The organism is Streptomyces sp. NPDC107500, assembly GCF_055582785.1.
In genome coordinates this window covers 54818-79808 of record NZ_JBVJPF010000011.1, presented here as the reverse complement: position 1 = coordinate 79808, position 24991 = coordinate 54818, and the positions used below count along the sequence as shown (strand labels likewise).

Genomic DNA, 24991 nt, shown 5'->3' with positions numbered 1-24991 from the left:
TTCCAAGTACGAGAATTCGGGTGCGCATGGCACTGACCCTCCCCCCGGCGCGCACCCACTGTCAAGTGGGTGGGACGGGAGTCTCATTATGTGAGCGCAGTGCCGTACCACCACCGAGGACGGCCGGCAGTCCCGGCGGAAGTCCACCGGGGACCTGGCCGGTGACGGTGGTGCCGACGTTCTTGGCGTACACCCCCTTGGCGCCGCCCGCGAAGGCCGGTTCGGCCGGTCCGTGCGGCACCGGGTAGTGGCCGGTGCCCAGCGCTCTGCGCAGCCGGTACTCGTCCAGCGGCCCGGAGAACGCCATGCCCTGTCCGTGCGTGCAGCCCATCGCCCGCAGGGCGACGATCTGCTCGGGCAGGTCCACCCCGTCGGCCACGGACTTCAGCCCGAGGTCGGTGGCGATGCGCAGCAGACCGCTGGTGATCTTGTGCAGCCGCGCCGACTCCACGACGCCCTCGATCAGCCCGCGGTCGAGCTTGAGCACGTCCACGGGCAGGCGCCGCAGCGCGGTGATCGCCGCGTAGCCGCTGCCGAAGCCGTCCAGCGCGATCCGGACACCCACCCTGCGCAGCGCGTTCAGCCGGCGGTCCAGCTCGTCCAGGCCGACCCGTGGGTCGATGTCCGACAGCTCGATCAGGAGAGAACCCGGCGGGAGTCCGTGCCGGGTCAGCTGGGCCTCCACGGACCCCAGCGGCATCGAGCGGTCCAGCAGGCGGCGGGCCCCGATGCGTATGGCCACGGTGACCGGCAGCCCGGTCGCCGCGCGTTCGGCGGCCTGCTCGACGGCCTCCTGGAGCACCCAGCGGTCCAGTTCGGCGGTCTTGTCGGCGTCCTCGGCGACCCGCAGGAACTCGGCGGGGGTGAACAGCACGCCCTGCGAGGAGCGCCATCGCGCCTGGGCGCAGACCGACGTGATCCGGCCGTCCGTCAGGGAGACCACGGGCTGGTGCAGCAGCGCGAACTCGCCGTCGTGCAGCGCGACCCGCAGCCGGGTGGCCAGCTCGGCCTTACGCACGACGTCCTGTTGCATCTGCGGCCGGTACAGCTCGACGCGGCCCTTGCCGCTCGCCTTGGCCCGGTACATCGCGAGGTCGGCGTTGCGCAGCAACTCGCCTGCGCCGAGGCCGGGTTCGGCGAAGGCGACACCGATGGAGGCGTTGACACGGACATCGTTGCCGTCGATGAGGTAGGGCTGGGAGAGGGTCATCCGCAGGCGGTCGGCGAGTTCCCGCATGTGGCCCTCGCGGGCGGCCCGGTCCCGGGCCCCGTCGCCGACGATCAGGGCCGCGAACTCGTCGCCGCCCAGTCTGGCGGCGGTGTCCCCCTTGCGGACGGCCTCGTGGAGTCTGCGGGCGGCCTGCACCAGCAGTTCGTCCCCGGCCTGGTGGCCGATGGTGTCGTTGACGCCCTTGAAGCCGTCGAGGTCGATGAAGAGCACCGCGGTGCCCCGCAGGGCGGCGCCCCGGTCCATGGCACGCCGGCCCGAGAGCGCCTGCTGGACGCGCCGGGTGAACAGGGCGCGGTTGGGCAGGTCGGTGAGCGGGTCGTGCTCGGCGTTGTGCTGGAGCTGGGCCTGGAGGCGCACGCGCTCGGTGACGTCCCGGCTGTTGAAGATGAGGCCGCCGTGGTGGCGGTTGACGGTGGACTCGACGTTGAGCCAGCCGCCGCCCCCGGAGCGGAAGCGGCACTCGATGCGCGCGGTCGGTTCCTCGACGGGACTGGCGGCGAGGAACCTGCGCACCTCGTGCATCACGCAGCCGAGGTCCTCCGGGTGGATGAGCCCGGCCAGTTCGCTGCCGACCAGTTCCTCCGCGGGGCGGCCGTAGACACCGGCTGCGGCCGGGGAGACGTAGCGGAGGATGCCGGAGGGCGCGGCGATCATGATGACGTCGCTGGAGCCCTGCACCAGGGAGCGGAAGTGGTTCTCCTTCTGGGCCAGTTCCTGGGTGAGGACGATGTTGTCGAGCAGCATGATGCCCTGCCGGACGACGAGTGCGAGCACCACGGTGCCGCCGGTCAGCAGCACCACGCGGTCGACGCTGCGGCCGTTGAGCACGTTGTAGAGGATGCCCAGGGTGCAGACCGCGGCGGCGAGGTACGGGGTGAGCGCGGCCAGGGATCCGGCGATGGGCCGGGCGGTCGGATAGCGCCCCCGCTCACCGCCCGATGCCGGCACGGGCGGTGGCGCCTGCGGGTGGCCGGAGCCGCGCTGTCCGGGCACGTGCTCGCGCACCACGCGTGTGTGCCCGCCGGCGCTCTCCGTGTCCGGGGCCGGTCCGCGCCGGGTCGCGGCCCAGGGGGCGTAGGCGAGCAGCAGGGAGCCGGCGAACCAGCCCGCGTCGAGCAGCTGGCCGGAGCGGTAGTTGTTGTGGAACAGCGGTGAGGTGAAGAGGGCGTCGCACATCACCGTCAGGGCGAGCGCGCCGATGGCGGTGTTGACGGCCGAGCGGCAGACGGGCGAGCGCCTGAAGTGCAGCGCCAGCACCATGCTGACCAGCGCGATGTCGAGCAGCGGGTACGCCACCGAGAGCGCGGAGTGGGCCACGCTGGACCCGCCCTCGGCCTTGGCCGCCTGGGCGAGCGCGAGGCTCCAGGCCAGCGTCAGCAGCGAGCCGCCGATCAGCCAGGCGTCCAGGCCCAGGCAGATCCAGCCGGCCTTGGTGACCGGCCGTTTGGCCAGGACCAGCAGCCCCACGATGGCGGGCGGCGCGAAGCACAGGAAGAACAGATCGGCGTAGCTGGGACTGGGCACGGGCACCCGCAGGACGACCTCGTACCACCCCCAGACCAGGTTGCCCAGGGACGCCATGGCCGAGGAGAGGGCGAAGAGCAGCCACGCCGGCCGGAAGCGGACGCGGCGTCCGCGGGCGTAGAGGAAGCAGGAGACGGCGGCGGCGCCCGCGGCGGCGCTCAGCCCGAAGTCGCCCATGACCTTGGCGGCGTACTCCGAACCCCAGCCGAGCGCGGACCCGACGGCGTAGACCGCGCAGACCAGGGCCAGCACGAGCTGGCGGACGAACGTGGGGCCGCGGGAGGCGGCCGAGGGCCGGGGCAGCAGCGGTCCCGGGGTCGGCTGTGCGCGCAGCGCTCCGTCCAGCGTGGGCGCGGGCGGCGGGCTCACCGGGGCCTGCCGCGGCCGCCCGGCCGGCGGAGGTGAGGGCCGCACTGGGCGGGAAGGCTGTGCCGGCCCCGTCTGCGCGCGGTCGTGGCCGTGCGCCAGGGTCGCCGGCGGCGGCTCCGCCGCGTCGGGTCGTTCGTCCATAGGCCGTGCATCGCCCGTCGCCCCCCTCACAGTCTGAGATGTCCATCCCCGGCGCCGAACGGTGCGCGGCGCGTCCCCTGTCGGACGATACACCAGGATCGTCACTCAGGGACATAGGTTCTCTACGCTCCGTGACGACCAGCGGATATGCCCGCACCCACCGCATCCAGGGGATTGCGGAGGGTGCCCGAAACGGATTACTCGCCCGTCGTCAGGATCACGTTGCGCAGTGGTTCCCGGTTCACGAAACGGTTCAACTGGTCCACCAGCAGCCGCTTGGCGCGCGGCAGGAAGGCGGAGGTCGGCCCGCCGGCGTGCGGGCTGATGACTATGCCGGGAGCATGCCACAGCGGGTGGCCCGGCGGCAGCGGTTCGGGATCGGTCACGTCGAGGGCGGCGGTGAGGCGTCCGCTCTCCAGTTCGGCGAGCAACGCCTTCGTGTCGACGACCGGCCCGCGCGCGACGTTGACGAGCAGGGCGCCGTCCTTCATCCGGGCCAGGAACTCCGCGTCGACGAGCCCGCGGGTGGTCTCGGTGAGCGGCGTGGAGAGGATGACGACGTCGGCCTCCGGGAGCAGGGCGGGCAGGTCGGTGAGTGGGTGCACCGGACCGCGCGCCGTGGTGCGAGCGGAGCGCGCGACGCGCACGACCGGCGCGACCTCGAAGGGCACGAGCCGGTCCTCGATCGCGGCGCCGATCGACCCGTACCCGACGACCATCACCTTCCGGTCGGCGAGCGCCGGCCGGAACCCGCCGAGCCACTCGCCCCGGTCCTGGGCCCGCACGAAGTCCGGGACACCGCGCAGCGACGCCAGGATCAGGGCCAGGGTCAGCTCCGCGGTGCTGGCCTCGTGCACGCCGCGGGCGTTGCACAGCCGGACGCCCGGGGGCAGGTGCCGGAGTCCGGGCTCCACGTGGTCGATGCCCGCGGAGAGCGTCTGGACGACCTGGACGGAGCGCATGCCGGGCAGCGGGCGGGTCCCGACCCCGCTGGGCTTCATGTAGGGGACGACGTAGTACGCGCAGTCGGCCGGGTCGGCGGGGAAGGTCTCCTCGCCGTTCCAGTGGCGGTACACGGGGCCCTCGGGGAGGCCCTCGATCTCGTCCGGCGGGATGGGCAGCCACACGTCAGCAGTCATGGTCAGGAGGCTATGTCAGGGAGGCGGAGGGGCAGAGGTTAGGTTGGGTGGCCTGACGAGGGAGGGTCACGACCAGGTGGAGCGCAGGACGATCGGCGCGACGGCGCTCGCGGTGGGGGCCGTCGGACTGGGATGCATGCCGATGAGCTGGGCGTACAGCACGTCGCGGCAGCGGGGTGACGAGTCGGTCAGGGCGGTGCACCGGGCCCTCGACCTGGGCGCCACCCTGCTGGACACGGCGGACATGTACGGCCCGTTCACCAACGAGCTGCTGCTGGGGCGGGTGTTGCGGGAGCGGCGCTCCGACGCCTTCGTGTCGACCAAGGTCGGACTCCTCGTGGGCGAGCAGCACATCGTGGCCAACGGCCGCCCCGGCTATGTGCGACGGGCCTGCGACGCCTCGCTGCGCCGGCTCCAGACGGACGTCATCGACCTCTACCAACTGCACCGGGCCGACCCCGAGATACCGGTCGAGGAGACCTGGGGCGCGATGGCCGACCTGGTGCGGGCGGGGAAGGTGCGGGCGCTCGGGCTCTGCGCGGTCGGCGCGCGGTCGGCCCGGCGGCCGGGGGCGCGGCTGCACGACGCGACGATCAGGCAGCTGGAGCGGGTGCAGCAGGTCTTCCCGGTGAGCGCGGTGCAGGCCGAGCTGTCGGTGTGGTCGCCGGAGGCGCTGCGCACGCTGCTGCCGTGGTGCGTCTCGCGCGGCGTGGGCTTCCTCGCCGCGATGCCGCTGGGCAACGGCTATCTGACCGGCACGCTGACGCCCGGGCAGGGCTTCGAGCCGGAGGACCTGCGCGCCCGGCATCCCCGCTTCACCGCGGAGATGATGGCCGCCAACCAGCCGATCGTGGCCGGCCTGCGCCGGATCGCGGCCCGGCACGGCGACGAGGTCACCCCGGCGCAGGTGGCGCTGGCGTGGGTGCTGGCCCAGGGACCGCACGTGGTGCCGGTGCCGGGCACCAAGCGGGAGCGCTGGGTGGGCGAGAACGCCGGGGCGGCCGGGCTGCGGCTGACCGAGCGGGACCTGGCCGAGGTGCGGGGGCTGCCGGCGGCGCGGGGCTCCTGGGACTGACCGGCGCCGGGGCCGCCCGGGTTCGGGTTGCGGCGATCGGGAACTCGGAAGGCCCGTGCGGTGTATGACAGGGAAGAACCCGCCGCGTCGAAGGGACCATGATCGTGCAACGTCGAGCCGTGTCGGCCGTGTTGGCCGCCACCGCCCTCCTGCTGACGGCCGGCTGCTCCTCCGGCGACGGGGACCCGTCGGACACGGACGGCGGCGCCTCCTCCGCGACCACGACCGCGCGGTCCTCGCCGTCCGGACCGGCCGCCGAGGAGACGCCCCCGGCGAAGGGCTCCGTGAAGGTGCTCCGTACGGTCGCCACGGGACTGGACAGCCCCTGGGGACTGGCCCCGCTGCCGGGCGGCGACCTGCTGGTCTCCTCCCGCGACGACGCCACGATCACGCGCGTCTCCGAGAAGAACGGCGGCAAGACGGAGCTGGGCGAGGTGCCCGGGGTCTCCGCGTCGGGCGAGGGCGGCCTCCTGGGCATCGCGCTCTCCCCCGACTACGCCTCGGACCACATGATCTACGCGTACTACACCTCCGCCTCGGACAACCGCATCGTGCGCATGCTGTACGACGAGAAGAAGCCGGCCGGTGAGCAGCTGGGGGCGCCCGACACGGTCTTCCGGGGCATTCCCAAGGGCGTGATCCACAACGGCGGCCGGATCGCGTTCGGCCCCGACAGGATGCTCTACGCGGGCACCGGCGAGAGCGGCGACACCGGGCTGTCGCAGGACAAGGACTCCCTCGGCGGCAAGATCCTCCGGATGACACCGGACGGCGAACCGGCGCCCGGCAACCCCTCCCCCGACTCCCCGGTGTACTCCTACGGCCACCGGAACGTGCAGGGGCTGGCCTGGGACGGCAAGCAGCGCCTGTTCGCCTCGGAGTTCGGCCAGGACACCTGGGACGAGCTGAACGCGATCAAGCCGGGCGACAACTACGGCTGGCCCGAGGCGGAGGGCGAGGGCGGCGGCTCCGGGTTCCACGACCCGGTGACCCAGTGGAGCACCGACGAGGCCTCCCCCAGCGGCATCGCGTACGCGGCGGGCTCGGTGTGGATGGCGGGGCTGCGCGGCGAGCGGCTGTGGCGGATTCCGCTGAAGGGCACGGAGACCTCGGCAGACCCGCAGGCGTTCCTGGAGGGCGAGTACGGCCGGCTGCGCACGGTGGCCCCGGCGGGCGGCGACAAGCTGTGGCTGGTCACCAGCAACACCGACGGCCGGGGCGACGCGAAGGGCGGCGACGACCGGATCCTGGAGCTGGAGGTGAGCTAGGGCGGCCTGTCACTCCTCCTCGGACGGCGCGGGCTTCGCGGCCTCCTCGGGGTGCGGCGGGTGGACGACGACCCGGCCCGAGCCGAGGTCTATCGGGCCCCGGCCGGGGTCGCCGTCGCCGACGTCCTCGCGGGTCAGCTCCAGGCGGTTCTGCTCGTCGCGGGTGTGCTTGCGGCCGGGGGAGAACAGTTCGTCGAATGCGTTGAACACGCGTGCCTCCGTCGTTCGGCGTCCCTTACAGCGTAAGCGTCACTCCGTCGAACCGGACGTGAGCCGTTCGGCGGGGAACAGCGCCAGCCGGTGGGCCAGTGCCGCCGCCTCGCCGCGGCCGGAGACGCCGAGCTTCGCCAGGATGTTGGAGACGTGCACGCTGGCCGTCTTGGGCGAGATGAACAGCTCCTCGGCTATCTGGCGGTTGGTGCGGCCGTCTGAGACCAGGCGCAGCACGTCGCGCTCACGGCCGGTGAGGCCCAGGGCCTCGGCCGGATCGGCGGGGGCGGTCTCGGGGCCCGTGCGGTGGCCGAGGGTGAGGCGGGCGCGCTGGGCGAGCTGGGCGACGGCGTCGGCCAGCGGGCGGGCGCCGAGGTGTTCGGCGACGGTGCCGGCCAGGCGGAGCAGCTCCGTGGCGCGGGCGCGCTCGTCCTCGCCGCCGGTGGCCAGGAGGGCGCCGGCCAGCCGGTGGCGGACGCGGGCGAGATCGTAGGGCCGCTCCAGGCACTCGAAGGCGGTGACCGCCTCCGACCAGGTCTGCGGGGTGTCCCGGGCCCGGGCCCGGTGCAGTTCGGCGCGGACCCACTTCTCGTGGGCTTCCCAGACGGGGACGCCGGTGGTCAGGGACTTGGCGGCGGCCGCGATGCGGTCGAGGACCTCGGCCCGGCCCTCCTCGGCGGCCGGCAGCGTGCGGGCGTCGGCCTCCGCCTCGGCGGCGGAGAGCAGCAGCGGCCAGCCGTAGCGCTGGGTGCCGGGCGGGAAGCCCTCCTCCAGGACGCGGCCGAGTTCGGCGCGGGCGTCCGGGAGGCGGCCGTCGGCGGCGGCGATGCCGACGGTGAGGGCGGCCAGCGGCAGGTGGTGCTGCGGCATCGGGTCGTGGCTGCCGTAGGCGGCGCGGGCCTCGGCGTGCAGCCGGGCGGCCTCGGCACGCTCGCCGCGGGCGAGGCTGACGGCGGCCCGCTTCAGGGCGGCGCCGCCGCGGGGTGCGGGGCCCCGGCCGGGGGCGGCGGCCATGTCCGCGGCCCGCATCGCCTCGTCCCAGCGGCCCAGGGAGATCAGTGACTCGGCGAGATTGCCCCAGACCCAGGCCTCGGAGTCCAGCAGTCCCATCCGGCGCGTGAGGTCGACGCCTTCCCGCAGGATGCCGATGGCGTCCTCGGACCGGCCCAGGCTCTCCAGCGTCGAGGGCAGGTTGACGTGGCTGCGGGCCACCGCGGGGGAGCGTCCCTGCGCCACCACCAAGTCTCTGACCTGGAACATCTCCGCGAGTCCGGCCTCGATGTGCCCGGCGTCCACCATCAGGCCGCCGAGGGTGAGCCGGGCGTTCAGCTCGATGTCGTCGGCGCCGACCATGCGCGCGTACTCCACGGCCCGCTCGGCGGCGGTCACCGCGCCCGGGCCCGGGCTGTGCAGCATCTGCCAGTTGGCGGCCATGGCGAGGACCTCGGCGTGCACCTGGGAGGGCGGCAGGCCGCGGACCAGTTCCTGGGCGATGCCCAGCTCGCGCCAGCCGTCGCCGCGGCCCTGGGCCTGGACCAGGAGGGAGCGCTGCGTCCAGAACCAGGCGGCGCGCTGCGGGTCGCGGCCGGTCGCGCCCGGCCCGGCCACGGTGTCCGGCTCGTCCTCCAGGAGCCGCAGCGCCCGCTTGGTGATCTTCATCGCGCGTTCGCGCTCCCCGCACAGCCGTCCGGCGACGGCCGCCTCGGCCATCAGGTCCAGGTAGCGCAGGGGCGTGGTGGCCGGGTCGCAGCCGCGGGGCGGGTAGACCTCGGTGTAGTCGACGGGGCGCAGCGTGTCGCGTACGTCGTCGGGGGCGGCGTCCCACAGCTCCATGGCCCGCTCCAGCAGCCGGAGCTGTTCGGAGTACGCGTGGCGGCGGCGGGCCTCGACGGAGGCGTCGAGGACGGCGGGCAGGGCCTTCGCCGCGTCGTGGGCGTGGTACCAGTAGCTGGCCAGGCGCATCACGCGCTCCGTCGCGGGCACCAGCGTGGGCTCGGCGTCCAGGGCCTCGGCGTAGCGGCGGTTGAGGCGGGAGCGCTCGCCGGGCAGCAGGTCGTCGCCGACGGCCTCGCGGACCAGGGAGTGGCGGAAGCGGTAGCCGTCGCCGTCGGGCGCGGGGAGCAGGATGTTGGCGTTCACCGCGGACCGCAGCGCCTCGATGAGGTCGTCCTCGGCGAGCCGGGCGACCGCGGCGAGCAGCCGGTACTCGACGGTGGAACCGCCCTCGGCGACGATCCGGGCCACCCGCTGGGCACTCTCGGGGAGGGCCTCCACGCGGACCAGGAGCAGGTCTCGCAGGGAGTCGGTGAGGCCGGCGCAGCTGCCCTCGTGGGCGGCCACGGCGAGTTCCTCGACGAAGAAGGCGTTGCCGTCGGAGCGTTCGAAGATCTCGTCGACCTGGAGCGGGTCGGGTTCCTGGGCGAGGATGCCGGCGATCTGGCGGCCCACCTCGTCGCGGGTGAAGCGGCCCAGTTCGAGGCGGCGGACGGTGCGCAGCCGGTCGAGTTCGGCGAGCAGCGGGCGCAGCGGGTGGCGGCGGTGGATGTCGTCGGAGCGGTAGGTGGCCAGGACCACCAGGCGGCCGGTGCGCAGGGTGCGGAAGAGGTAGGCGATCAGGTGGCGGGTGGACGCGTCGGCCCAGTGCAGGTCCTCCAGGACGAGGAGGACGGTGTGCCGGGCGGCGACGCGCTCCAGCAGGCGGGCGGTGAGTTCGAAGAGGCGGGCCATGCTCTCCTCGTCGTGCCGGCCGCCGGTGCCCGGGGTGGCCTCGCCCAGTTCGGGCAGCAGCCGGGCCAGCTCCTCCTCCTGTCCGGCGGCCGCGGCGGCCAGCTCCGTCGGCAGGTGGCGGCGCAGGGCGCGCAGCGCGGTGGAGAAGGGCGCGAAGGGCAGCCCGTCGGCGCCGATCTCGACGCAGCCGCCCAGCGCGACGACGGCGCCCTGCCGGCCGGCGGCGGCGGCGAACTCCTCGACGAGGCGGGTCTTGCCGACGCCCGCCTCGCCGCCGAGCAGCAGGGCCTGCGGTTCGGCGGCGTCGGCGCGCCCGAGCGCGTCCTTCAAGGTGTCCAGTTCACCGGCGCGGCCGACGAACACGGGACTCACGGACCTGGTCTCCACGGACCAGAGCATCGCACGCGGGTCCGACGGCGGAGGATCGGTTTTCGGTGACGGGACGGCCTCGGAGACGACGGCGGGGAGGGAGGCCGTGCGGCCTCCCTCCCCGGTCCCCCCGTTCACGCGACCCGGGCGAACCCGTGCCGGCGCTGTCGCGGCGTATGGCTCTCCGTCTCGGCGGCGGCGTGCCGGGCCCGGCGCTCGGCACGACGGGCCTGGACGGCCTCGCGGGCCAGCCGGGCCTCGTCGGCGCGGCGGATGAGTTCGGCGGAACGGTTCCGGTGGATCTCGTACTCGAACATGGTGTGTCCCTTTTCCCTGGTGTGAGGCCGGTTTCGGCTTCGCTCTCTGCGATGCCTCAACCTTCGTCTCCCAGGGGGGTCCGCCACATCGGGTAAGTGCCGCATCTTCGGCGCCGGGCGGGGCCTTAGACGTGCGTGAGGGGCCTTAGGAACGGCGCCAGGTGCGCGCCGGTGTCCTAAGACCCCTCAGTCGGCCGGGTCAGCCGGCGGACGGCAGGCCGAGAAGGACGTCCGTGTACTTCAGGACGGCCAGCAGCAGGCCGATGACGCCGAGGCCGACGCCCGCCCAGGCGACCGACTTGATCCACGGGGCCTGCGGCCGGCCGGGCGCGCCGAACGCGGGGCGGGCCAGCACCACGACGCCGACGATCAGGGCGACCAGGGCGAAGATGCCGCCCCACATCGCGGTGGCCTGCCAGGCGTTGCCGTAGCCCTTCTCGATGAGCGCGCCGACGTCGGAGGTCGAGGTCGACTGGAGCTGGCCGATCAGCGACTCGCGCGCGGAGGCCACGGTGCCGACCCAGCTGCCGGTCAGGGAGACGATGCCCAGTCCGGCGGAGACGACGGCGCCCGCGCCCTGGCCGACGCCGGTGGGGCCCTCGTTGTCGGTGGCACCGGTGACGGCGTCGTCCTCCACTGCCTCGTCGTTCACGGCGTCGGCGGTCTCGGCCTCCGCGTTCTCGGCCTCCGCGCTCTCGGCCTCCGCGCTCTCGGCCTCCGCGCTCTCGGGCGCCTCGGCCACCGCGTCCGTCTTGTCCTCGGTCTTCACGCCGGTCTCGTCCACTGTCTTCGTTCCCATGCCTCGCACCGTACGGACGCTGTCTGAGAGGTCCCTTAATGATCCCTGTGAGCGGCACGCGCGCGTGCTTCACGCCACTCGGGCGCGAGCACCGCCCACACCTCCATGTCCTGGCGGGCACCCCGGTAGAGGTTGCTCTCCCGCAGCACACCCTCACGCATCATGCCGAGTCGCCGCGCGGCGTTGACACTCGGGGTGTTCGCCGAGGAGGCGTGCCACTCCACGCGGTGCATGCCGCGCTCGTCGAAGGCCCAGTCGATCAGGACGCGGGCGCCGCGGGTGACCAGGCCGCGGCCGGTTCCGGCGGGCTCCAGCCAGCAGCCGATCTCGCAGACGCCGGTGGCGGCGTCGAAGACGCGGTAGAGCAGGCCGCCGACGAGCTTGCCGTCCAGCCACAGCCCGTGCAGGAAGCCGCTGTCGGCGGCGTGCCGGTCGGCGTACGCCTGGAGCACCTCGCGCGCGGAGTCGACGTCGGTGGCCTTCGCCCCGAAGGGAATGTGCTCGGTGATGAAGTCCCGGCCCCGGTCCAGATGGGCCAGGAACTCCTCGGCGTGCCAGGTCTCCAGGGGGCGCAGTTCGGCGCCGTCGTCACCCAGTGATATCGCGTACATGCCGCTGCCGCTCCTCCTCCGCGAGAACGTCCGCCACCTCGGCGTCCGTCGCAGCGGCCAGCCTCTCATGGGCGTCCCGGCACTCCGGCGGCTCGATGCTGATGCGCGGCAGTACGGCGTCCAGGCGGCGCGGCAGCCACCAGTTGGCGCGGCCCAGGAGGTGCATCAGGGCGGGCACCAGCAGCGTGCGCAGGACGAAGGCGTCCAGGGCGACGGCGGCGGCGAGCGCGATGCCGAACATGGCGATCACCCGGTCGCCGCTGAGTACGAAGGCGAGGAAGACCGAGATCATGATGACGGCGGCGGAGTTGATCACTCGGCCGGTCTCGGCGAGCCCGACCCGGACCGCACGGCGGTTGTCGCCCGTCTCCAGCCACTCCTCGTACATCCGGCTGACCAGGAACACCTGGTAGTCCATGGAGAGCCCGAAGAGCACCGAGACCATGATCACGGGCAGGAAGGGCTCGATCGGTCCCGCGCTGCCGAGGCCGAGCAGTTCGCTCCCCCAGCCCCACTGGAAGATCGCCACGACGACGCCGAAGGCGGCGGCCACGGCGGCGACGTTCATGACGGCTGCCTTGAGGGGGATGCCGACGGAGCGGAAGGCGAGCAGGAGCAGCACGCAGCCCAGCCCGACGACGACGCCGACGAAGAGGGGCAGCTTGCCGACGATGACCCCGGCGAAGTCGTCGTAGCCGGCCGTCACGCCGCCCACGTGCACGTCGAGCGCGGTGCCGGCCTCGGCACGCGGCAGCACCTCGGAGCGCAGCCGCTCGACGAGGTCGCTGGTGTCCCGGGACTGCGGGGCGGACTCGGGTACGACGCTGAGGTACGCGGCGTCGCCGGCCGAGTTGTACATCACCGGAGTCACCGAGGAGACGCCCTCGGTGGTGCGCAGGGTGGCGTCGAGGTTGTCCAGTGCGAGGCGGTCCTCGGCGCCGCGGACCTCGGTGACCAGGGTGAGCGGGCCGTTGACGCCTGCGCCGAAGCCGTCGGCGAGGAGGTCGTAGGCCTGGCGGGTGGTCGTGGAGCGGGGGTCGTTGCCCTGGTCGGAGGTGCCGAGGCGCAGGTCGAGGGTGGGCAGCGCGAGCACGGTGATGACGACGAGGGCGACGGCGCCGAGCAGCTTGGGGTGCCGCTCGACGAAGGCCGACCAGCGTGCGGCGAACCCGGTGGGCACCTCGGGTTCGGGCCCGTGCTCCGCCAGGCGGCGCCGCTCGCGCCGGCTCAGCGCCCGCGGGCCGATGTACGACAGCAGGGCCGGCAGCAGGGTGACGGAGGCCGCGACGGTGAGGAGCACGGTCAGCGAGGCGGCGACGGCGACGCCGTTGAGGAAGCTGAGCCGGAGGATCAGCATGCCCAGCAGCGCGATGCAAACGGTCGCACCCGCGAAGACGACGGCGCGTCCCGTGGTCGCCACGGCACTGGCGGCGGCCTCGGTGACGGACAGGCCGCGCTTCAGTCCGCGCCGGTGTCTGGTGACGATGAACAGGGCGTAGTCGATCCCCACGCCGAGTCCGATGAGGGTGCCCAGCATGGGCGCGAAGTCGGCGACGGTCATGAAGTGGCCGAGGAGCGTGATGCCGGCGTAGGCGGTGCCGACGGAGACCAGCGCGGTGGCGATGGGCAGCAGGGCCGCGGCCACGGTGCCGAAGGCGAGGAACAGCACGACCGCGGCCACGGCCACGCCGACGGCCTCGGCGAGGTGGCTGCCGGCCGACTCGGTGAGCGCGACGGCGCCGCCGCCCATCTCGACGCGGAGCCCGTCCGCCCGGGCCGCCTCGGCGGTGTCCACCACGGCACGTGCCTCGGCCGCGTCGATGTCCCCCGAGGCGTCCTCGAAGGTCACCGTGGCGTAGGCGGTACGGGCGCTCTCGCTGATGTGGGGCGAGTCGGGGTCGTCGTAGGGGTTGGTCACCGCGGCCACCCCGGGCAGTTCCGCGATGCGCTGGAGGGCGCCGGACATGGCCTGTTCGACGGCGGGGTCCCGGACGGTGCCGTCCTCGGTGTGCCAGACGACCGTGTCGCTGTCGCCGTCGAGGCCTGGGAAGCCGGAGGCGAGCAGCCGGGAGGCGCGGTCGGAGTCCGTGCCGGGGATCGCGTAGTCGTTGGAGTAGGCGGAGCCCGTGACGGCGGCGGCCGTGGCCACGCCGCCGAGGGCGAGCAGCCACAGCAGGACGGCGATGAGCCGACGTCGAACACACCAGCGTGCGAGGGCTGCCACGAACGTGCTCCCAGGTGTCTGATTGTGGATCTTTGACCGGGGGCAGTCGTCCATGGTGTGAACGGCCCGCAAAGAACGCATGAGCAATGCGGAATCACTCTTGCAGGCAGAATTGATCGTTTGCGGACTTAGTGGGCTTATTCACAACAACGGCCCTGGGGGGACACGCCGTGGCCGGCGCGTCCCCCCAGGGCTCGCGTGTTGCGGTGCTGCGGTGCTCAGCCCTCGGTCACGCCCAGCTTCTCCAGGATCAGCTCCTTGACGCGGGCCGCGTCCGCCTGACCCCGGGTGGCCTTCATGACCGCGCCGACCAGGGCGCCGGCCGCGGCCACCTTGCCGCCGCGGATCTTGTCCGCGACGCCCGGGTTGCCGGCGATGGCGTCGTCGACGGCGGCGGTCAGCGCGCCCTCGTCGGAGACGACCTTCAGACCGCGCTTGTCGACGACCTCGTCCGGCGTGCCCTCACCGGCGAGGACGCCCAGGATGACCTGGCGGGCCAGCTTGTCGTTCAGGTCGCCCTTCGTCACCAGTTCGGCGACGCGCGCGACCTGGACCGGCGTGATCGCCAGCTCGTCGAGCGCCTTGCCCGACTCGTTGGCGCTGCGGGCCAGCTCGCCCATCCACCACTTGCGGGCGGAGGTCGCGTCGGCGCCCGCGTCGATGGTGGCGACGATCGGGTCCAGCGCTCCGGCGTTGAGGATGGACTGCATGTCGTTGCCGGAGACGCCCCACTCCTCGCGGAGCCGGTTGCGGCGCACCAGCGGCAGCTCGGGCAGGGCGGACCGGATCTCCTCGACCCACTCGCGCGAGGGGGCCACCGGCACCAGGTCGGGCTCCGGGAAGTACCGGTAGTCCTCGGCCTCCTCCTTCACGCGGCCCGAGGTGGTGGACCCCGTGTCCTCGTGGAAGTGGCGGGTCTCCTGGACGATGGTGCCGCCGTCGTTCAGCACGGCGGCGTGCCGCTGGATCTCGAAGCGGGCCGCGCGCTCCACGGAACGCAGCGAGTTGACGTTCTTGGTCTCGCTGCGGGTACCGAACTTCTCCCGGCCGTGCGGGCGCAGCGACAGGTTGACGTCGCAGCGCATCTGGCCCATCTCCATGCGGGCCTCGGACACGCCGAGGGCACGGATCAGCTCGCGCAGCTCACGGACGTAGGCCCGGGCGACCTCGGGGGCGCGCTCGCCCGCTCCCTCGATCGGCTTGGTGACGATCTCGATGAGCGGGATGCCGGCGCGGTTGTAGTCGAGCAGGGAGTGCGAGGCGCCGTGGATACGGCCCGTCGCGCCACCGACGTGCGTCGACTTGCCGGTGTCCTCCTCCATGTGGGCGCGCTCGATCTGGACGCGGAAGGTCTCGCCGTCCTCCAGCTGCACGTCGAGGTAGCCGTCGAAGGCGATCGGCTCGTCGTACTGGGAGGTCTGGAAGTTCTTCGGCATGTCCGGATAGAAGTAGTTCTTCCGGGCGAAGCGGCACCACTCGGCGATCTCGCAGTTCAGCGCGAGACCGATCCGGATCGCCGACTCGACGCCGGTCGCGTTGACGACCGGGAGGGCGCCGGGCATGCCGAGGCAGACGGGGCAGGTCTGGGTGTTCGGGTCCGCGCCGAGCGCGGTCGAACAGCCGCAGAACATCTTGGTCTTGGTGCCGAGTTCGACATGGACCTCGAGGCCCATGACGGGGTCGTACGACGCGAGTGCGTCCTCGTACGACACCAGGTCGGTCGTGGTGGTCACGGTGAAACTTCCCTCTCAGCCCAGCAGGACGTCGTCGTCGCCGAGCCGCTTCAGCTCGCGGTAGAGGATGGCGAGGTTGGTGACGACCGCGGCGCCCGTGACGACGGCGTCGAGCAGCCGCAGCGTGTCGTTGTCACCACGGGCCTTCTTGATCTGCTTGTAGACCCCGACGGCGCCGAACGCCGACGTGGCCATCGAGACGTACAGGCCGGACCGGGACTTCTTGAAGCCCTTTGCCTTGGTCAGTGCGCTCACAGCGACGGTGCCTCCTCGATCAGCGGGTGGCCCCACTGTTCCACGAAGGCGGCCTCTACGGCGGCGCCGACCTTGTACAGGCGGTCGTCCTTCATGGCGGGGGCGATGATCTGCAGACCCACCGGCAGGTTGTCCTCGGGGGCGAGGCCGCAGGGCAGCGACATGGCCGCGTTGCCCGCCAGGTTGGTGGGGATGGTGCACAGGTCGGCCAGGTACATCGCCATCGGGTCGTCGGCGCGCTCGCCGATCGGGAAGGCGGTGGTCGGGGTCGTCGGGGAGACGATCACGTCGACCTGCTCGAAGGCCCGCTCGAACTCCTGCTTGATGAGGGTGCGGACCTTCTGCGCGCTGCCGTAGTAGGCGTCGTAGTACCCGCTCGACAGGGCGTACGTGCCGAGCATGATGCGGCGCTTGACCTCGGGGCCGAAGCCGGCCTCGCGGGTCAGGGAGGTGACCTCCTCGGCGGAGTGCGTGCCGTCGTCGCCGGTCCGCAGGCCGTAGCGCAGGCCGTCGAAGCGGGCGAGGTTGGACGAGCACTCGGACGGCGCGATCAGGTAGTACGCCGACAGCGCCAGGTCGAAGGACGGGCAGTCCAGCTCGACGATCTCGGCGCCCAGCGACTTCAGCAGCTCGACGGACTCGTCGAAGCGCTGGATGACGCCGGCCTGGTAGCCCTCGCCGCGGAACTGCTTGACGACGCCGACGCGCATGCCCTCGACGCTGCCGTTGCGGGCGGCCTCGACGACCGCGGGGACCGGGGCGTCGACGGAGGTGGAGTCCATCGGGTCGTGCCCGGCGATCACCTCGTGCAGCAGGGCCGCGTCCAGGACCGTGCGGGCGCAGGGGCCGCCCTGGTCGAGGGAGGAGGAGAAGGCCACCATGCCGTAGCGGGAGACGCCGCCGTAGGTCGGCTTGACGCCGACCGTGCCGGTGACGGCCGCGGGCTGGCGGATGGAGCCGCCGGTGTCGGTGCCGATGGCGAGCGGGGCCTGGAAGGCGGCGAGGGCGGCGGAGGAGCCGCCTCCGGAACCGCCGGGGATCTTGGTGAGGTCCCAGGGGTTGCCGGTGGGGCCGTAGGCGCTGTTCTCGGTGGAGGACCCCATGGCGAACTCGTCCATGTTGGTCTTGCCGAGGATGACGACGTCGGCGGCCTTGAGGCGCTTGGTGACGGTCGCGTCGTACGGCGGGATCCAGCCTTCGAGGATCTTCGAGCCGACGGTGGTCGGGACGCCCTCGGTGGTGAAGATGTCCTTCAGCGCGAGGGGGACGCCGGCCAGCGGGCCGAGCTTCTCGCCGCGCTCGCGCTTGGCGTCGACCTCGCGGGCCTGGGCCAGCGCGCCCTCGCGGTCCACGTGCAGGAAGGCGTGCACCTTCTCGTCGACGGCCTCGATGCGGGCCAGGTGCGCCTCGGTGACCTGGACGGCGGTCAGCTCGCCGGCGGCGATCTTCGCGGCGATCTCGGCCGCGGTGAGCCTGATGATGTCGCTCATGGCGGTTACTCCTCCCCCAGGATCTGCGGCACCTTGAAACGCTGCTGCTCCTGGGCCGGGGCGCCGGAGAGCGCCTGCTCGGGCGTGAGCGACGGACGGACCTCGTCCGGCCGCATGACGTTCGTCAGCGGGAGCGGGTGCGAGGTCGGCGGTACGTCTTGGTCGGCGACCTCGCTGACGCGGGCGACCGCGCCGATGATGTCGTCGAGCTGTCCCGCGAAGTGCTCTAGCTCTTCGGGCTTCAGCTCCAGACGCGCCAGCCGGGCGAGGTGGGCGACCTCCTCGCGCGTGATGCCAGGCATGCAGCGTTCCTCTGGGGTGAGTGTGTTTCTTCGGGCAAGTCGGTTTGGCCCAATCCTATGGGGAGCGGGCGGGTGGTCGTTAAACGGTTTCCGTCAGCGCCCCGAAGGGGCGCGGGGAACTGCGCGACCAGCCACGACGAGGCCGCGGACGGTCGGCGGCCGTACGTGACACCTACCCGACCCGCCCCTGGTCCTCCCCGGCGGCGGCCGGCAGCGCCGGCGCAGGTCGCTGCCACCCCCGCGACCCCCGCGCCCGCAGCCACGCCGTCGTCTCCTCCGGCGGCATCGCCGCCGCGACCAGCCACCCCTGTACGGCGTCGCAGCCCAGGTCGCGCAGGCCCTCCCAGGTCTCGTCGTCCTCGACGCCCTCGGCGACGACGAGCAGGCCGAGCGAGTGGGCGAGGTCGACGGTGCAGCGCACGATGGCCGCGTCCTCGGCGTCGACGGCCAGCCGGGCCACGAACGAGCGGTCGATCTTCAGCTCGCTGACCGGGAGCCTGCGCAGGTGGACCAGGGAGGAGTAGCCGGTGCCGAAGTCGTCCAGGGACATCTTCACGCCGTGTCCGGTGAGCGCGTTGAGGGTGTCGGCGGCGCGCTGCGGGTCCTCGAGGAGGACGTGCTCGGTGATCTCCAGTTGGAGCGCTCCCGCGGGGACTCCGTGCCGGGCCAGCCGGGCGGCCACCGAGCCCGCGAAGCCGGGGGTGTGGACGTCGCGCGGGGAGACGTTGACCGCGACCGGCACGAAGAGTCCCTGCGAGCGCCACTGGGCGACCTGTTCGAGCGCCGTCTCCAGCACGTACTCGGTGAGGTGGGGCATCAGCCCGGAGGACTCGGCGATCGCGATGAACTCGTCCGGCGGGACCTTGCCGCGCTCGGGGTGCACCCACCGGACCAGGGCCTCCAGGCCGGCGACCTGACCGTCGAAGCGCACCTTGGGCTGGTAGTGGAGCTGGACCTCGTGGGCGTCCAGGGCCCGGCGCAGATCGCCCAGCAGGCCGAGGCGGTCCGGGGTGTTGGAGTCACGCTTGGACTCGTAGACCTCCACACCCGTACGGTCCCGCTTGGCCTGGTACATCGCCACGTCGGCGCGGCGCAGCAGTCCTTCGGCGTCCAGGGCGTGGTCGGGGAAGACGGCGACGCCGGCGCTGGCCTCCAGGACGAGGGTGAGTCCGTCCAGGTCCATCGGGGAGCTGAGCGCGGCGACGAGTCCCCGGGCGATCCGGGTCGCCGACGTGGTGGAGTCGGCGACGGGCAGTAAGACGGCGAACTCGTCGCCGCCGAGCCGGGCGGCCTCCGCCCCGCGCGGCAGGGCCTGCCGCAGCCGGTCGGCGGTCTGGAGCAGCAGCCGGTCGCCGGCGAGGTGGCCGAGGGTGTCGTTGACCGAACGGAAGCGGTCGAGGTCGATCAGCATCAGGGCGGTGCGGGCGCCGATGCGCTCGGCGTCGTCCAGCGCGGTCCAGGTCCGCTCCAGGAGCCACTGCCGGTTGGGCAGTCCGGTGAGGGGGTCGCGGAGCTGTTCCTCGGCGCGGGCGCGGGCGATCCACAGGGTGGAGTCGAGGGCGATCAGCGGGATGGCGAACAGCGGCAGCAGCAGCGGCTTGGCGACGGCGACGACGCAGATCAGCGGGGCTATGCCGAGCAGGGCGACGGCGACCAGGCCGTGCCTGACCAGGACGGTGCGGGCAACGGTGGTCAGACCGGGGCGGGGCGTCTGGAGATACCACAACAGGCCGCGGGTGACGGCGAGATAGGCGGCGGCGACGAGCACCACCTTGGGCGCCGCGTACACGCCCCAGGTGTCGGGGTTCCAGGGCTCCTCCACCGACGGTACGGAGCCGCAGACGCCCAGCAGCAGGGCACCCGCGGCGACGCCGAGGATGTCCACCGCGCCGTGCAGCACGCCCTGCCGCCAGCGGCCCCGGCGGGCTATGCCGACCAGGACGACGACGGTGAGGCTGACCATGCCGGCCGGAAGCCAGCCGTACAGCAGCAGGACGGCGAGGGTGAGGGCGGCGCCGGAGCCGGTGCCGCCCCACCAGCGGGAGCGGCCGAGCATGACGAGGTGGCCGACGACGATGCCGGCCAGCACGGCGAGGGACCAGCCGGCGGTGCCGGCCGGGAAGAGGGCGTGACCGCCGGTGAACGCCTGGAAGAACCCGGCGCCCAGCACGAGGGCGGCGGTCGCGACGACGGCCGCGGGCAACGCGGGCCAGGACGGGTGCCGTTCGCCCTCGGCGCCGGACGGGTCGGGGGCGCGGCCCGGGCCCGGCGGCACCGACCCGCGGGCGCCCGCCGCGGGGTAGGGGGCACCATCCGCGCGTAGCCCCGCCCACCGGCCCGCGTGCCACGCGTCCGTCATGCGGCGCAGGCGCAGCCGTGAGCCCGCGGCGGCGCTCTCGGTCGGTTCCATTCCCGTCCCTCTCACAGCCTGCGGTGCCCACGCCACGCGGTCCTCGCCTCGACCACCATCAACGGCTCCGCGTTGGAAGACCCTGCCCCTGTCCCTCGCGGCAGGGGGATGCCCCGACCGCGGCTGGGCACGGCAGGTGCACACCTCAACAGTAGGCCGCGGAAGGCTTCCAGGGGCACCGGTCGTCGACGGTTGCCCGAATGCGGCCCGGCCACCCTTATGCATCTGATATGCGCCGATCGGGTGGCCTTCAACCGCTATTCCTCAGCCGAAAGTGCGACGTCGGCCGCCGCTTCGGCTCCTTGTTCGAGCAGGACGGTGAAACCGTCCTCGTTCAGAACCGGCACCTTCAGCTGCATCGCCTTGTCGTACTTCGACCCGGGGTTGTCACCGACCACGACGAACGACGTCTTCTTGGACACCGATCCGGTCACCTTGGCGCCCCTGCTCTGGAGGGCCTCCTTGGCGCCGTCGCGGGTGAAGTTCTCCAGGGTGCCGGTGACGACGACGGTGAGCCCTTCGAGGGGGCGCGGGCCCTCGTCCTCGCCGCTCGACCGGTCCTCCAGGGGAACTCCGGCCGCCTTCCACTTGCGCACGATCTCGCGGTGCCACTCCTCGGCGAACCACTCCTTGAGGGCGGTGGCGATGATCGGGCCGACGCCGTCGGTGTTCGCCAACTCCGCCTCGGTGGCCTGCTCGATGCGGTCGAGCGAGCGGAACTCGCGGGCCAGGGCCTGCGCGGCGACGGGCCCGACGTGACGGATGGAGAGTCCGTTGAGGAAGCGGGCGAGGGGGCGGGTGGTCTTGGCCTCCTCGATGCGCTGGAGCAGCGCGAGGGTGTTCTTCTTCGGCTCGCCCTGCTTGTTGGCGAAGACCGTGACGATCTTCTCCTCGCCGGTCTTCGGGTCGCGCTTGGGCAGTCCGCTGTCCTGGTCGAGGACGTACGCCTTGATGGGCAGCAGCTGTTCGAGGGTGAGGTCGAAGAGGTCCCCCTCGTCCACCAGCGGCGGCTTTGCGGGCTCCAGGGGCCCCGTCAGCGCGGCCGCCACGACGCCGCCGAAGTGGTCGATGTCCAGGCACTCCCGGCCCGCGAGGTAGGCGACCCGCTCACGCAACTGGGCCGGGCACGCGCGGGCGTTGGGGCAACGCAGGTCGATGTCGCCCTCCTTCATCGCCTTCAGCGGCGTCCCGCACTCGGGGCACTCCGCCGGCATCACGAACTCCCGCTCGCTGCCGTCCCTGAGGTCGGCGACCGGCCCGAGGATCTCCGGGATGACGTCGCCGGCCTTGCGGAGCACCACGGTGTCGCCGATGAGCACGCCCTTGGCCTTCACGACCTCTTGGTTGTGCAGCGTGGCGAACTCGACCTCGCTGCCGGCCACGGTGACCGGCTTGACCTGCGCGTAGGGCGTGACCCGGCCGGTGCGGCCGACGCCGACCTTGATGTCGACGAGCTTGGTGTTGACCTCCTCCGGCGCGTACTTGTAGGCGATGGCCCAGCGGGGGGCGCGGGCGGTGGAGCCGAGCCGGCCCTGGAGGCGGATCTCGTCGAGCTTGACGACGACCCCGTCGATCTCGTGCGCCACGGAGTGGCGGTTCTCGCCGTAGTACGCGATGAAGTCGCGGACGCCCTCCAGGCCGTCGACCACCCTGTTGTGCGGGGAGGTGGGCAGGCCCCAGGTCTTCAGCAGGTCGTACGCCTGGGAGAGGCGGGTCATGCCCGAGTAGCCCTCCAGGACGCCGATGCCGTGGACCACCATGTGCAGCGGGCGGGTGGCGGTGACGCGCGGGTCCTTCTGGCGCAGGGAACCGGCGGCCGCGTTGCGGGGGTTGGCGAAGGGCTTGTCCCCCGCCTCGTTCAACCGGGTGTTGAGTTCCTGGAACTTCTCCATCGGGAAGTAGACCTCGCCGCGGATCTCCACGCGGTCGGGGACCTTGTCGCCCTTGAGGCGCTCGGGGATCTCGGCGATGGTGCGGACGTTGGGCGTGATGTCCTCGCCGGTGCGGCCGTCGCCGCGGGTGGCCGCGCGGACGAGGCGGCCACGCTCGTAGGTGAGGTTGACGGCGAGTCCGTCGACCTTCAGCTCGCACAGGAAGTGGTACTCCTGCTCGCCGAGCTCCCTGGCGATGCGCTCGGTCCAGGCGGCCAGCTCCTCGTCGTTGAACGTGTTGTCGAGGGAGAGCATGCGCGTGGGGTGCGCGACGGCCGTGAACTCGGTCTCGTAGGAGCCGGCGACCTTCTGGGTGGGGGACTCGGGGGTGCGCAGCTCGGGGTGGCGCTCCTCCAGCTCCTCCAGGGTGCGCAGCAGCCGGTCGAAGTCCGCGTCGCTGACGACGGGGGCGTCCTTCACGTAGTACCGGAAGCGGTGCTCCTCGATCTGCTCAGCGAGTTGCGCGTGCTTCTCGCGCGCCTCGGCGGGCACGCTTGTCGTCTCCGCTTGCTTGTCGCCGGCCACCGGCATGTCCTCCCGTTACTCTGGGTTGTCCGCGAGGGATCTCGCCGCCCGGACGCACTGGGCGAGGGCCCGGCGGGCGTACGCGGGGGAAGCGCCCGCGAGTCCGCACGACGGGGTGACGGTGACCGCCTCCGCGAGCAGCTCCGGTCGCAGCCCCAGCCTGCGCCACAGCGTCCTGACACCCATGACGCTACCGGCAGGGTCTGACAACGGGCCGTCGGTGCCGGGCACGACACCGGCGAAGAGCCGGGTGCCCGACTCGACCGCCTCGCCGAGCGCGTCGTCGTCACGCTCGGTGAGGAGCGAGAAGTCGAAGGAGACGCCCGCGACGCCCGCCCGGCGGAGCAGCGCGAAGGGGACGTCCGGTGCGCAGGAGTGGACCACGACGGGGTCGCCGCCGTGCGCCCCGGCGACGTCGCGCAGGGTGGCCTCGACGACCTGGCGGTCCACGGCACGGTGGGTGCGGTAGCCGCTGGCGGTGCGCACCCGGCCGCGCAGGACGGCGGTGAGGGAGGGTTCGTCGAGCTGGAGCACGACACGGGCGCCGGGCACGCGGCGCCGCACCTCCGCCAGGTGCAGGCGCAGGCCCTCGGCGAGCGAGGCGGCGAGGTCGCGGCAGGCGCCGGCGTCGGACAGGACCGCCTCGCCGCCCCGGAGTTCGAGGGCCGCGGCGAGCGTCCACGGGCCGACGGCCTGGACCTTCAGCGGCCCCTGGTAGCCCTGAGTGAACTCCTCCAGGGCGTCCAGGTCCTCCCCGAGCCAGGCGCGCGCCCGTTTGGTGTCCCGGCCGGGCCGGTCGCCCAGCCGCCAGCCGCTGGGCTCCACGCGCGCGTACAGCTCGACGAGCATCCCGGCGGTGCGGCCGATCATGTCGGCGCCGGGGCCGCGGGCGGGCAGTTCGGGGAGGAAGGGGAAGTCCTCGAAGGTGCCGGTGGCGGTCTTGACGGCCTCGCGGGCGTCGTCCCCCGGGAGGGAGCCGACGCCCGTGGCGGGACCGAACCTGGGCTGGCTGTTTTCACTCACCGCAGCAGCCTACGGAACACCCCGCCGGCGTCACCTTCCCGGGCGGACCGTGAGGTCGTTGATCTCGGCGTCCCTCGGGAGGTCGAGGGCCGTCAGGACGGTCGTGGCGACCGACTCGGGGTCGATCCACCTCGACGGGTCGTACTCCTTGCCCTCCTGCTGGTGGACCTTGGCCTGCATGGGGCTCGCGGTGCGGCCCGGGTAGACGGAGGTGACGCGGACGCCGTTCGCGTGCTCCTCCTGGCGCAGGGCGTCGGCGAGCGCCTTGAGGCCGTGCTTGGAGGCGCCGTACGCCGACCAACCGGCGTGGGCGTTGAGGCCGGAACCGGAGTTGACGAACAGCACCTGGCCCTGGGCGACACGGAGCTGGGGCAGGAAGAGGCGGGTCAGCTCGGCGGGGGCGATCAGGTTGACGGCCAGCTGGTGGCGCCAGGTCTTCGGGGTGAGGTCGCCGACCGGTCCGAGGTCGACGACGCCGGCGATGTGCAGCAGCGAGTCCACGCGGCCCGGCAGCGCCTGGTGCGAGAAGGCCCAGGAGAGCTTCTCCGGGTCGGCCAGGTCGCCGACCAGCGTCTTCGCACCGGGGTAGGCGGCCGCCAGTTCCTTGGCGCGGCCCGCGTCCCGCGCGTGCAGGACGACTTCGTCGCCCCGCTCGTGCAGGCGGCGGGTGACGGCCGCGCCGATGCCGGAGCCCGCTCCGGTGATCACATGTGTAGCCATGCCCGCCATGCTCGCACCACCGGCGGGCTACTCGATGCCCTGGCTCTCCTCCAGGTAGGCCAGCGCGCCGACCGGCTCCTCGGCGAAGAAGACCAGCTCGGCCAAGGGGCGGGGCAGGAAGCCCTCGTCCTCCATGCGGCGGAACTGCTCCTTGAGGCCGTCGTAGAAGCCGGCCGTGTTGAGCAGGACGACCGGCTTGTCGGTGTGCCCGTGCTTCTTCAGCTCCAGGATCTCCGTCGCCTCGTCGAGGGTGCCGGTGCCACCGACCATGATCACCACGGCGTCGGCCTTCTCCAGCAGCAGCCGCTTGCGCTCGGCGAGGTCCCCCGCGATCACCATCTCGTCGGCGCCCTCCCGCGCCTTGGCGGCCAGGAAGCCCACCGAGACGCCCAGCAGCCGCCCTCCGGACCCCTGCACGCCGTCGGCGACCACCTTCATCAGGCCGGTGTCGGAACCGCCCCAGACGAGGGTGTGGCCGCCCTTGCCGAGGAGTTCGGCGAACTCCTTCGCGGGGCCGGTGTAGCGCGCGTCGAGGTCGGCGGCGGAGAGGAAGACGCAGATGTTCATGGGGCAACGGTACGTTCGGCGCCCGGCGGGG

The 24991-nt window shown here is 72.8% G+C and carries 19 protein-coding genes; 2 read left to right on the top strand and 17 right to left on the bottom strand.

Annotated elements, in window-relative coordinates:
* Positions 1-61: 61 nt before the first annotated feature.
* Both ACZ67M_RS35680 and ACZ67M_RS35675 read right to left on the bottom strand, forming a co-directional pair.
* Entirely contained in the window at positions 62-3124 is a 3063-nt protein-coding gene (locus tag ACZ67M_RS35680) for an EAL domain-containing protein (protein ID WP_469854135.1), read from the bottom strand.
* A gap of 338 nt (positions 3125-3462) precedes the next feature.
* Positions 3463-4404, bottom strand: a complete 942-nt coding sequence (locus tag ACZ67M_RS35675; protein ID WP_392103944.1) for a 2-hydroxyacid dehydrogenase — start codon at positions 4402-4404, stop codon at positions 3463-3465.
* A gap of 76 nt (positions 4405-4480) precedes the next feature.
* On the opposite strand from ACZ67M_RS35675, the gene ACZ67M_RS35670 reads away from it, so the two are divergent.
* Both ACZ67M_RS35670 and ACZ67M_RS35665 read left to right on the top strand, forming a co-directional pair.
* A complete protein-coding gene (locus tag ACZ67M_RS35670) occupies positions 4481-5479 on the top strand; it encodes an aldo/keto reductase (protein ID WP_450733909.1) in 999 nt (332 codons plus the stop codon).
* 98 nt (positions 5480-5577) lie between these two features.
* A complete protein-coding gene (locus tag ACZ67M_RS35665; protein ID WP_469854134.1) occupies positions 5578-6747 on the top strand; it encodes a PQQ-dependent sugar dehydrogenase in 1170 nt (389 codons plus the stop codon).
* 9 nt (positions 6748-6756) lie between these two features.
* On the opposite strand, the gene ACZ67M_RS35660 is transcribed toward ACZ67M_RS35665, so the two are convergent.
* From ACZ67M_RS35660 to ACZ67M_RS35590, 15 genes are all read right to left on the bottom strand, one after another.
* Positions 6757-6957 carry a DUF6191 domain-containing protein gene (locus ACZ67M_RS35660; protein WP_385799917.1) on the bottom strand — a complete coding sequence of 67 codons (201 nt, stop codon included), beginning with the start codon at positions 6955-6957 and terminating at the stop codon, positions 6757-6759.
* A 39-nt stretch (positions 6958-6996) separates the two neighbouring features.
* Positions 6997-10083 (bottom strand): helix-turn-helix transcriptional regulator, encoded by a 3087-nt coding sequence (locus ACZ67M_RS35655; RefSeq protein WP_469854133.1) that lies wholly within the window; start codon positions 10081-10083, stop codon positions 6997-6999.
* A 104-nt stretch (positions 10084-10187) separates the two neighbouring features.
* Positions 10188-10370: a hypothetical protein gene (locus ACZ67M_RS35650; RefSeq protein WP_361366945.1), complete on the bottom strand. Its 183-nt coding sequence runs from the start codon at positions 10368-10370 to the stop codon at positions 10188-10190.
* 199 nt (positions 10371-10569) lie between these two features.
* Positions 10570-11169, bottom strand: coding sequence for a hypothetical protein (locus ACZ67M_RS35645; protein ID WP_469854132.1), 600 nt, complete (start codon positions 11167-11169; stop codon positions 10570-10572).
* A 35-nt stretch (positions 11170-11204) separates the two neighbouring features.
* Entirely contained in the window at positions 11205-11780 is a 576-nt protein-coding gene (locus ACZ67M_RS35640; protein ID WP_469854131.1) for a GNAT family N-acetyltransferase, read from the bottom strand.
* Positions 11758-14004 carry an MMPL family transporter gene (locus ACZ67M_RS35635; RefSeq protein WP_361366938.1) on the bottom strand — a complete coding sequence of 749 codons (2247 nt, stop codon included), beginning with the start codon at positions 14002-14004 and terminating at the stop codon, positions 11758-11760. The genes ACZ67M_RS35640 and ACZ67M_RS35635 overlap by 23 nt, the downstream gene beginning before the upstream one ends.
* Before the next feature lie 218 nt (positions 14005-14222).
* Complete coding sequence (gatB, locus tag ACZ67M_RS35630; protein ID WP_385799909.1) at positions 14223-15737, bottom strand: Asp-tRNA(Asn)/Glu-tRNA(Gln) amidotransferase subunit GatB; 1515 nt, start codon at positions 15735-15737, stop codon at positions 14223-14225.
* A gap of 15 nt (positions 15738-15752) precedes the next feature.
* On the bottom strand, positions 15753-15992 hold the full coding sequence (locus ACZ67M_RS35625; RefSeq protein WP_055421828.1) for a hypothetical protein: 240 nt from the start codon (positions 15990-15992) through the stop codon (positions 15753-15755).
* Positions 15989-17482 (bottom strand): Asp-tRNA(Asn)/Glu-tRNA(Gln) amidotransferase subunit GatA, encoded by a 1494-nt coding sequence (gene gatA / locus ACZ67M_RS35620; protein ID WP_361366934.1) that lies wholly within the window; start codon positions 17480-17482, stop codon positions 15989-15991. The genes ACZ67M_RS35625 and gatA overlap by 4 nt, the downstream gene beginning before the upstream one ends.
* A 5-nt stretch (positions 17483-17487) precedes the next feature.
* A complete protein-coding gene (gene gatC / locus ACZ67M_RS35615; protein WP_003973500.1) occupies positions 17488-17784 on the bottom strand; it encodes an Asp-tRNA(Asn)/Glu-tRNA(Gln) amidotransferase subunit GatC in 297 nt (98 codons plus the stop codon).
* 172 nt (positions 17785-17956) lie between these two features.
* Positions 17957-20194: a putative bifunctional diguanylate cyclase/phosphodiesterase gene (locus ACZ67M_RS35610; protein WP_469854130.1), complete on the bottom strand. Its 2238-nt coding sequence runs from the start codon at positions 20192-20194 to the stop codon at positions 17957-17959.
* Positions 20195-20451: 257 nt separating this feature from the next.
* Complete coding sequence (gene ligA, locus ACZ67M_RS35605) at positions 20452-22656, bottom strand: NAD-dependent DNA ligase LigA (RefSeq protein WP_469854129.1); 2205 nt, start codon at positions 22654-22656, stop codon at positions 20452-20454.
* A gap of 9 nt (positions 22657-22665) precedes the next feature.
* Complete coding sequence (locus ACZ67M_RS35600) at positions 22666-23673, bottom strand: methionine synthase (protein WP_361366926.1); 1008 nt, start codon at positions 23671-23673, stop codon at positions 22666-22668.
* A gap of 30 nt (positions 23674-23703) precedes the next feature.
* Complete coding sequence (locus ACZ67M_RS35595; protein ID WP_469854128.1) at positions 23704-24402, bottom strand: SDR family oxidoreductase; 699 nt, start codon at positions 24400-24402, stop codon at positions 23704-23706.
* 18 nt (positions 24403-24420) lie between these two features.
* Positions 24421-24960: an LOG family protein gene (locus tag ACZ67M_RS35590; protein WP_385799899.1), complete on the bottom strand. Its 540-nt coding sequence runs from the start codon at positions 24958-24960 to the stop codon at positions 24421-24423.
* Between the last annotated feature and the right edge of the window lie 31 nt (positions 24961-24991).

Bases quoted from the DNA above. Each gene is read 5' to 3' on its own strand.
- ACZ67M_RS35640 (WP_469854131.1), bottom strand. From the start codon at position 11,780: ATGTACGCGATATCACTGGGTGACGACGGCGCCGAACTGCGCCCCCTG.
- ACZ67M_RS35650 (WP_361366945.1), bottom strand. From the start codon at position 10,370: ATGTTCGAGTACGAGATCCACCGGAACCGTTCCGCCGAACTCATCCGC.
- ACZ67M_RS35655 (WP_469854133.1), bottom strand. From the start codon at position 10,083: ATGCTCTGGTCCGTGGAGACCAGGTCCGTGAGTCCCGTGTTCGTCGGC.
- ACZ67M_RS35590 (WP_385799899.1), bottom strand. From the start codon at position 24,960: ATGAACATCTGCGTCTTCCTCTCCGCCGCCGACCTCGACGCGCGCTAC.
- gatA (WP_361366934.1), bottom strand. From the start codon at position 17,482: ATGAGCGACATCATCAGGCTCACCGCGGCCGAGATCGCCGCGAAGATC.
- ACZ67M_RS35595 (WP_469854128.1), bottom strand. From the start codon at position 24,402: ATGGCGGGCATGGCTACACATGTGATCACCGGAGCGGGCTCCGGCATC.
- ACZ67M_RS35610 (WP_469854130.1), bottom strand. From the start codon at position 20,194: ATGGAACCGACCGAGAGCGCCGCCGCGGGCTCACGGCTGCGCCTGCGC.
- ACZ67M_RS35665 (WP_469854134.1), top strand. From the start codon at position 5,578: ATGATCGTGCAACGTCGAGCCGTGTCGGCCGTGTTGGCCGCCACCGCC.
- ligA (WP_469854129.1), bottom strand. From the start codon at position 22,656: ATGCCGGTGGCCGGCGACAAGCAAGCGGAGACGACAAGCGTGCCCGCC.
- gatC (WP_003973500.1), bottom strand. From the start codon at position 17,784: ATGCCTGGCATCACGCGCGAGGAGGTCGCCCACCTCGCCCGGCTGGCG.
- ACZ67M_RS35675 (WP_392103944.1), bottom strand. From the start codon at position 4,404: ATGACTGCTGACGTGTGGCTGCCCATCCCGCCGGACGAGATCGAGGGC.
- ACZ67M_RS35645 (WP_469854132.1), bottom strand. From the start codon at position 11,169: ATGGGAACGAAGACAGTGGACGAGACCGGCGTGAAGACCGAGGACAAG.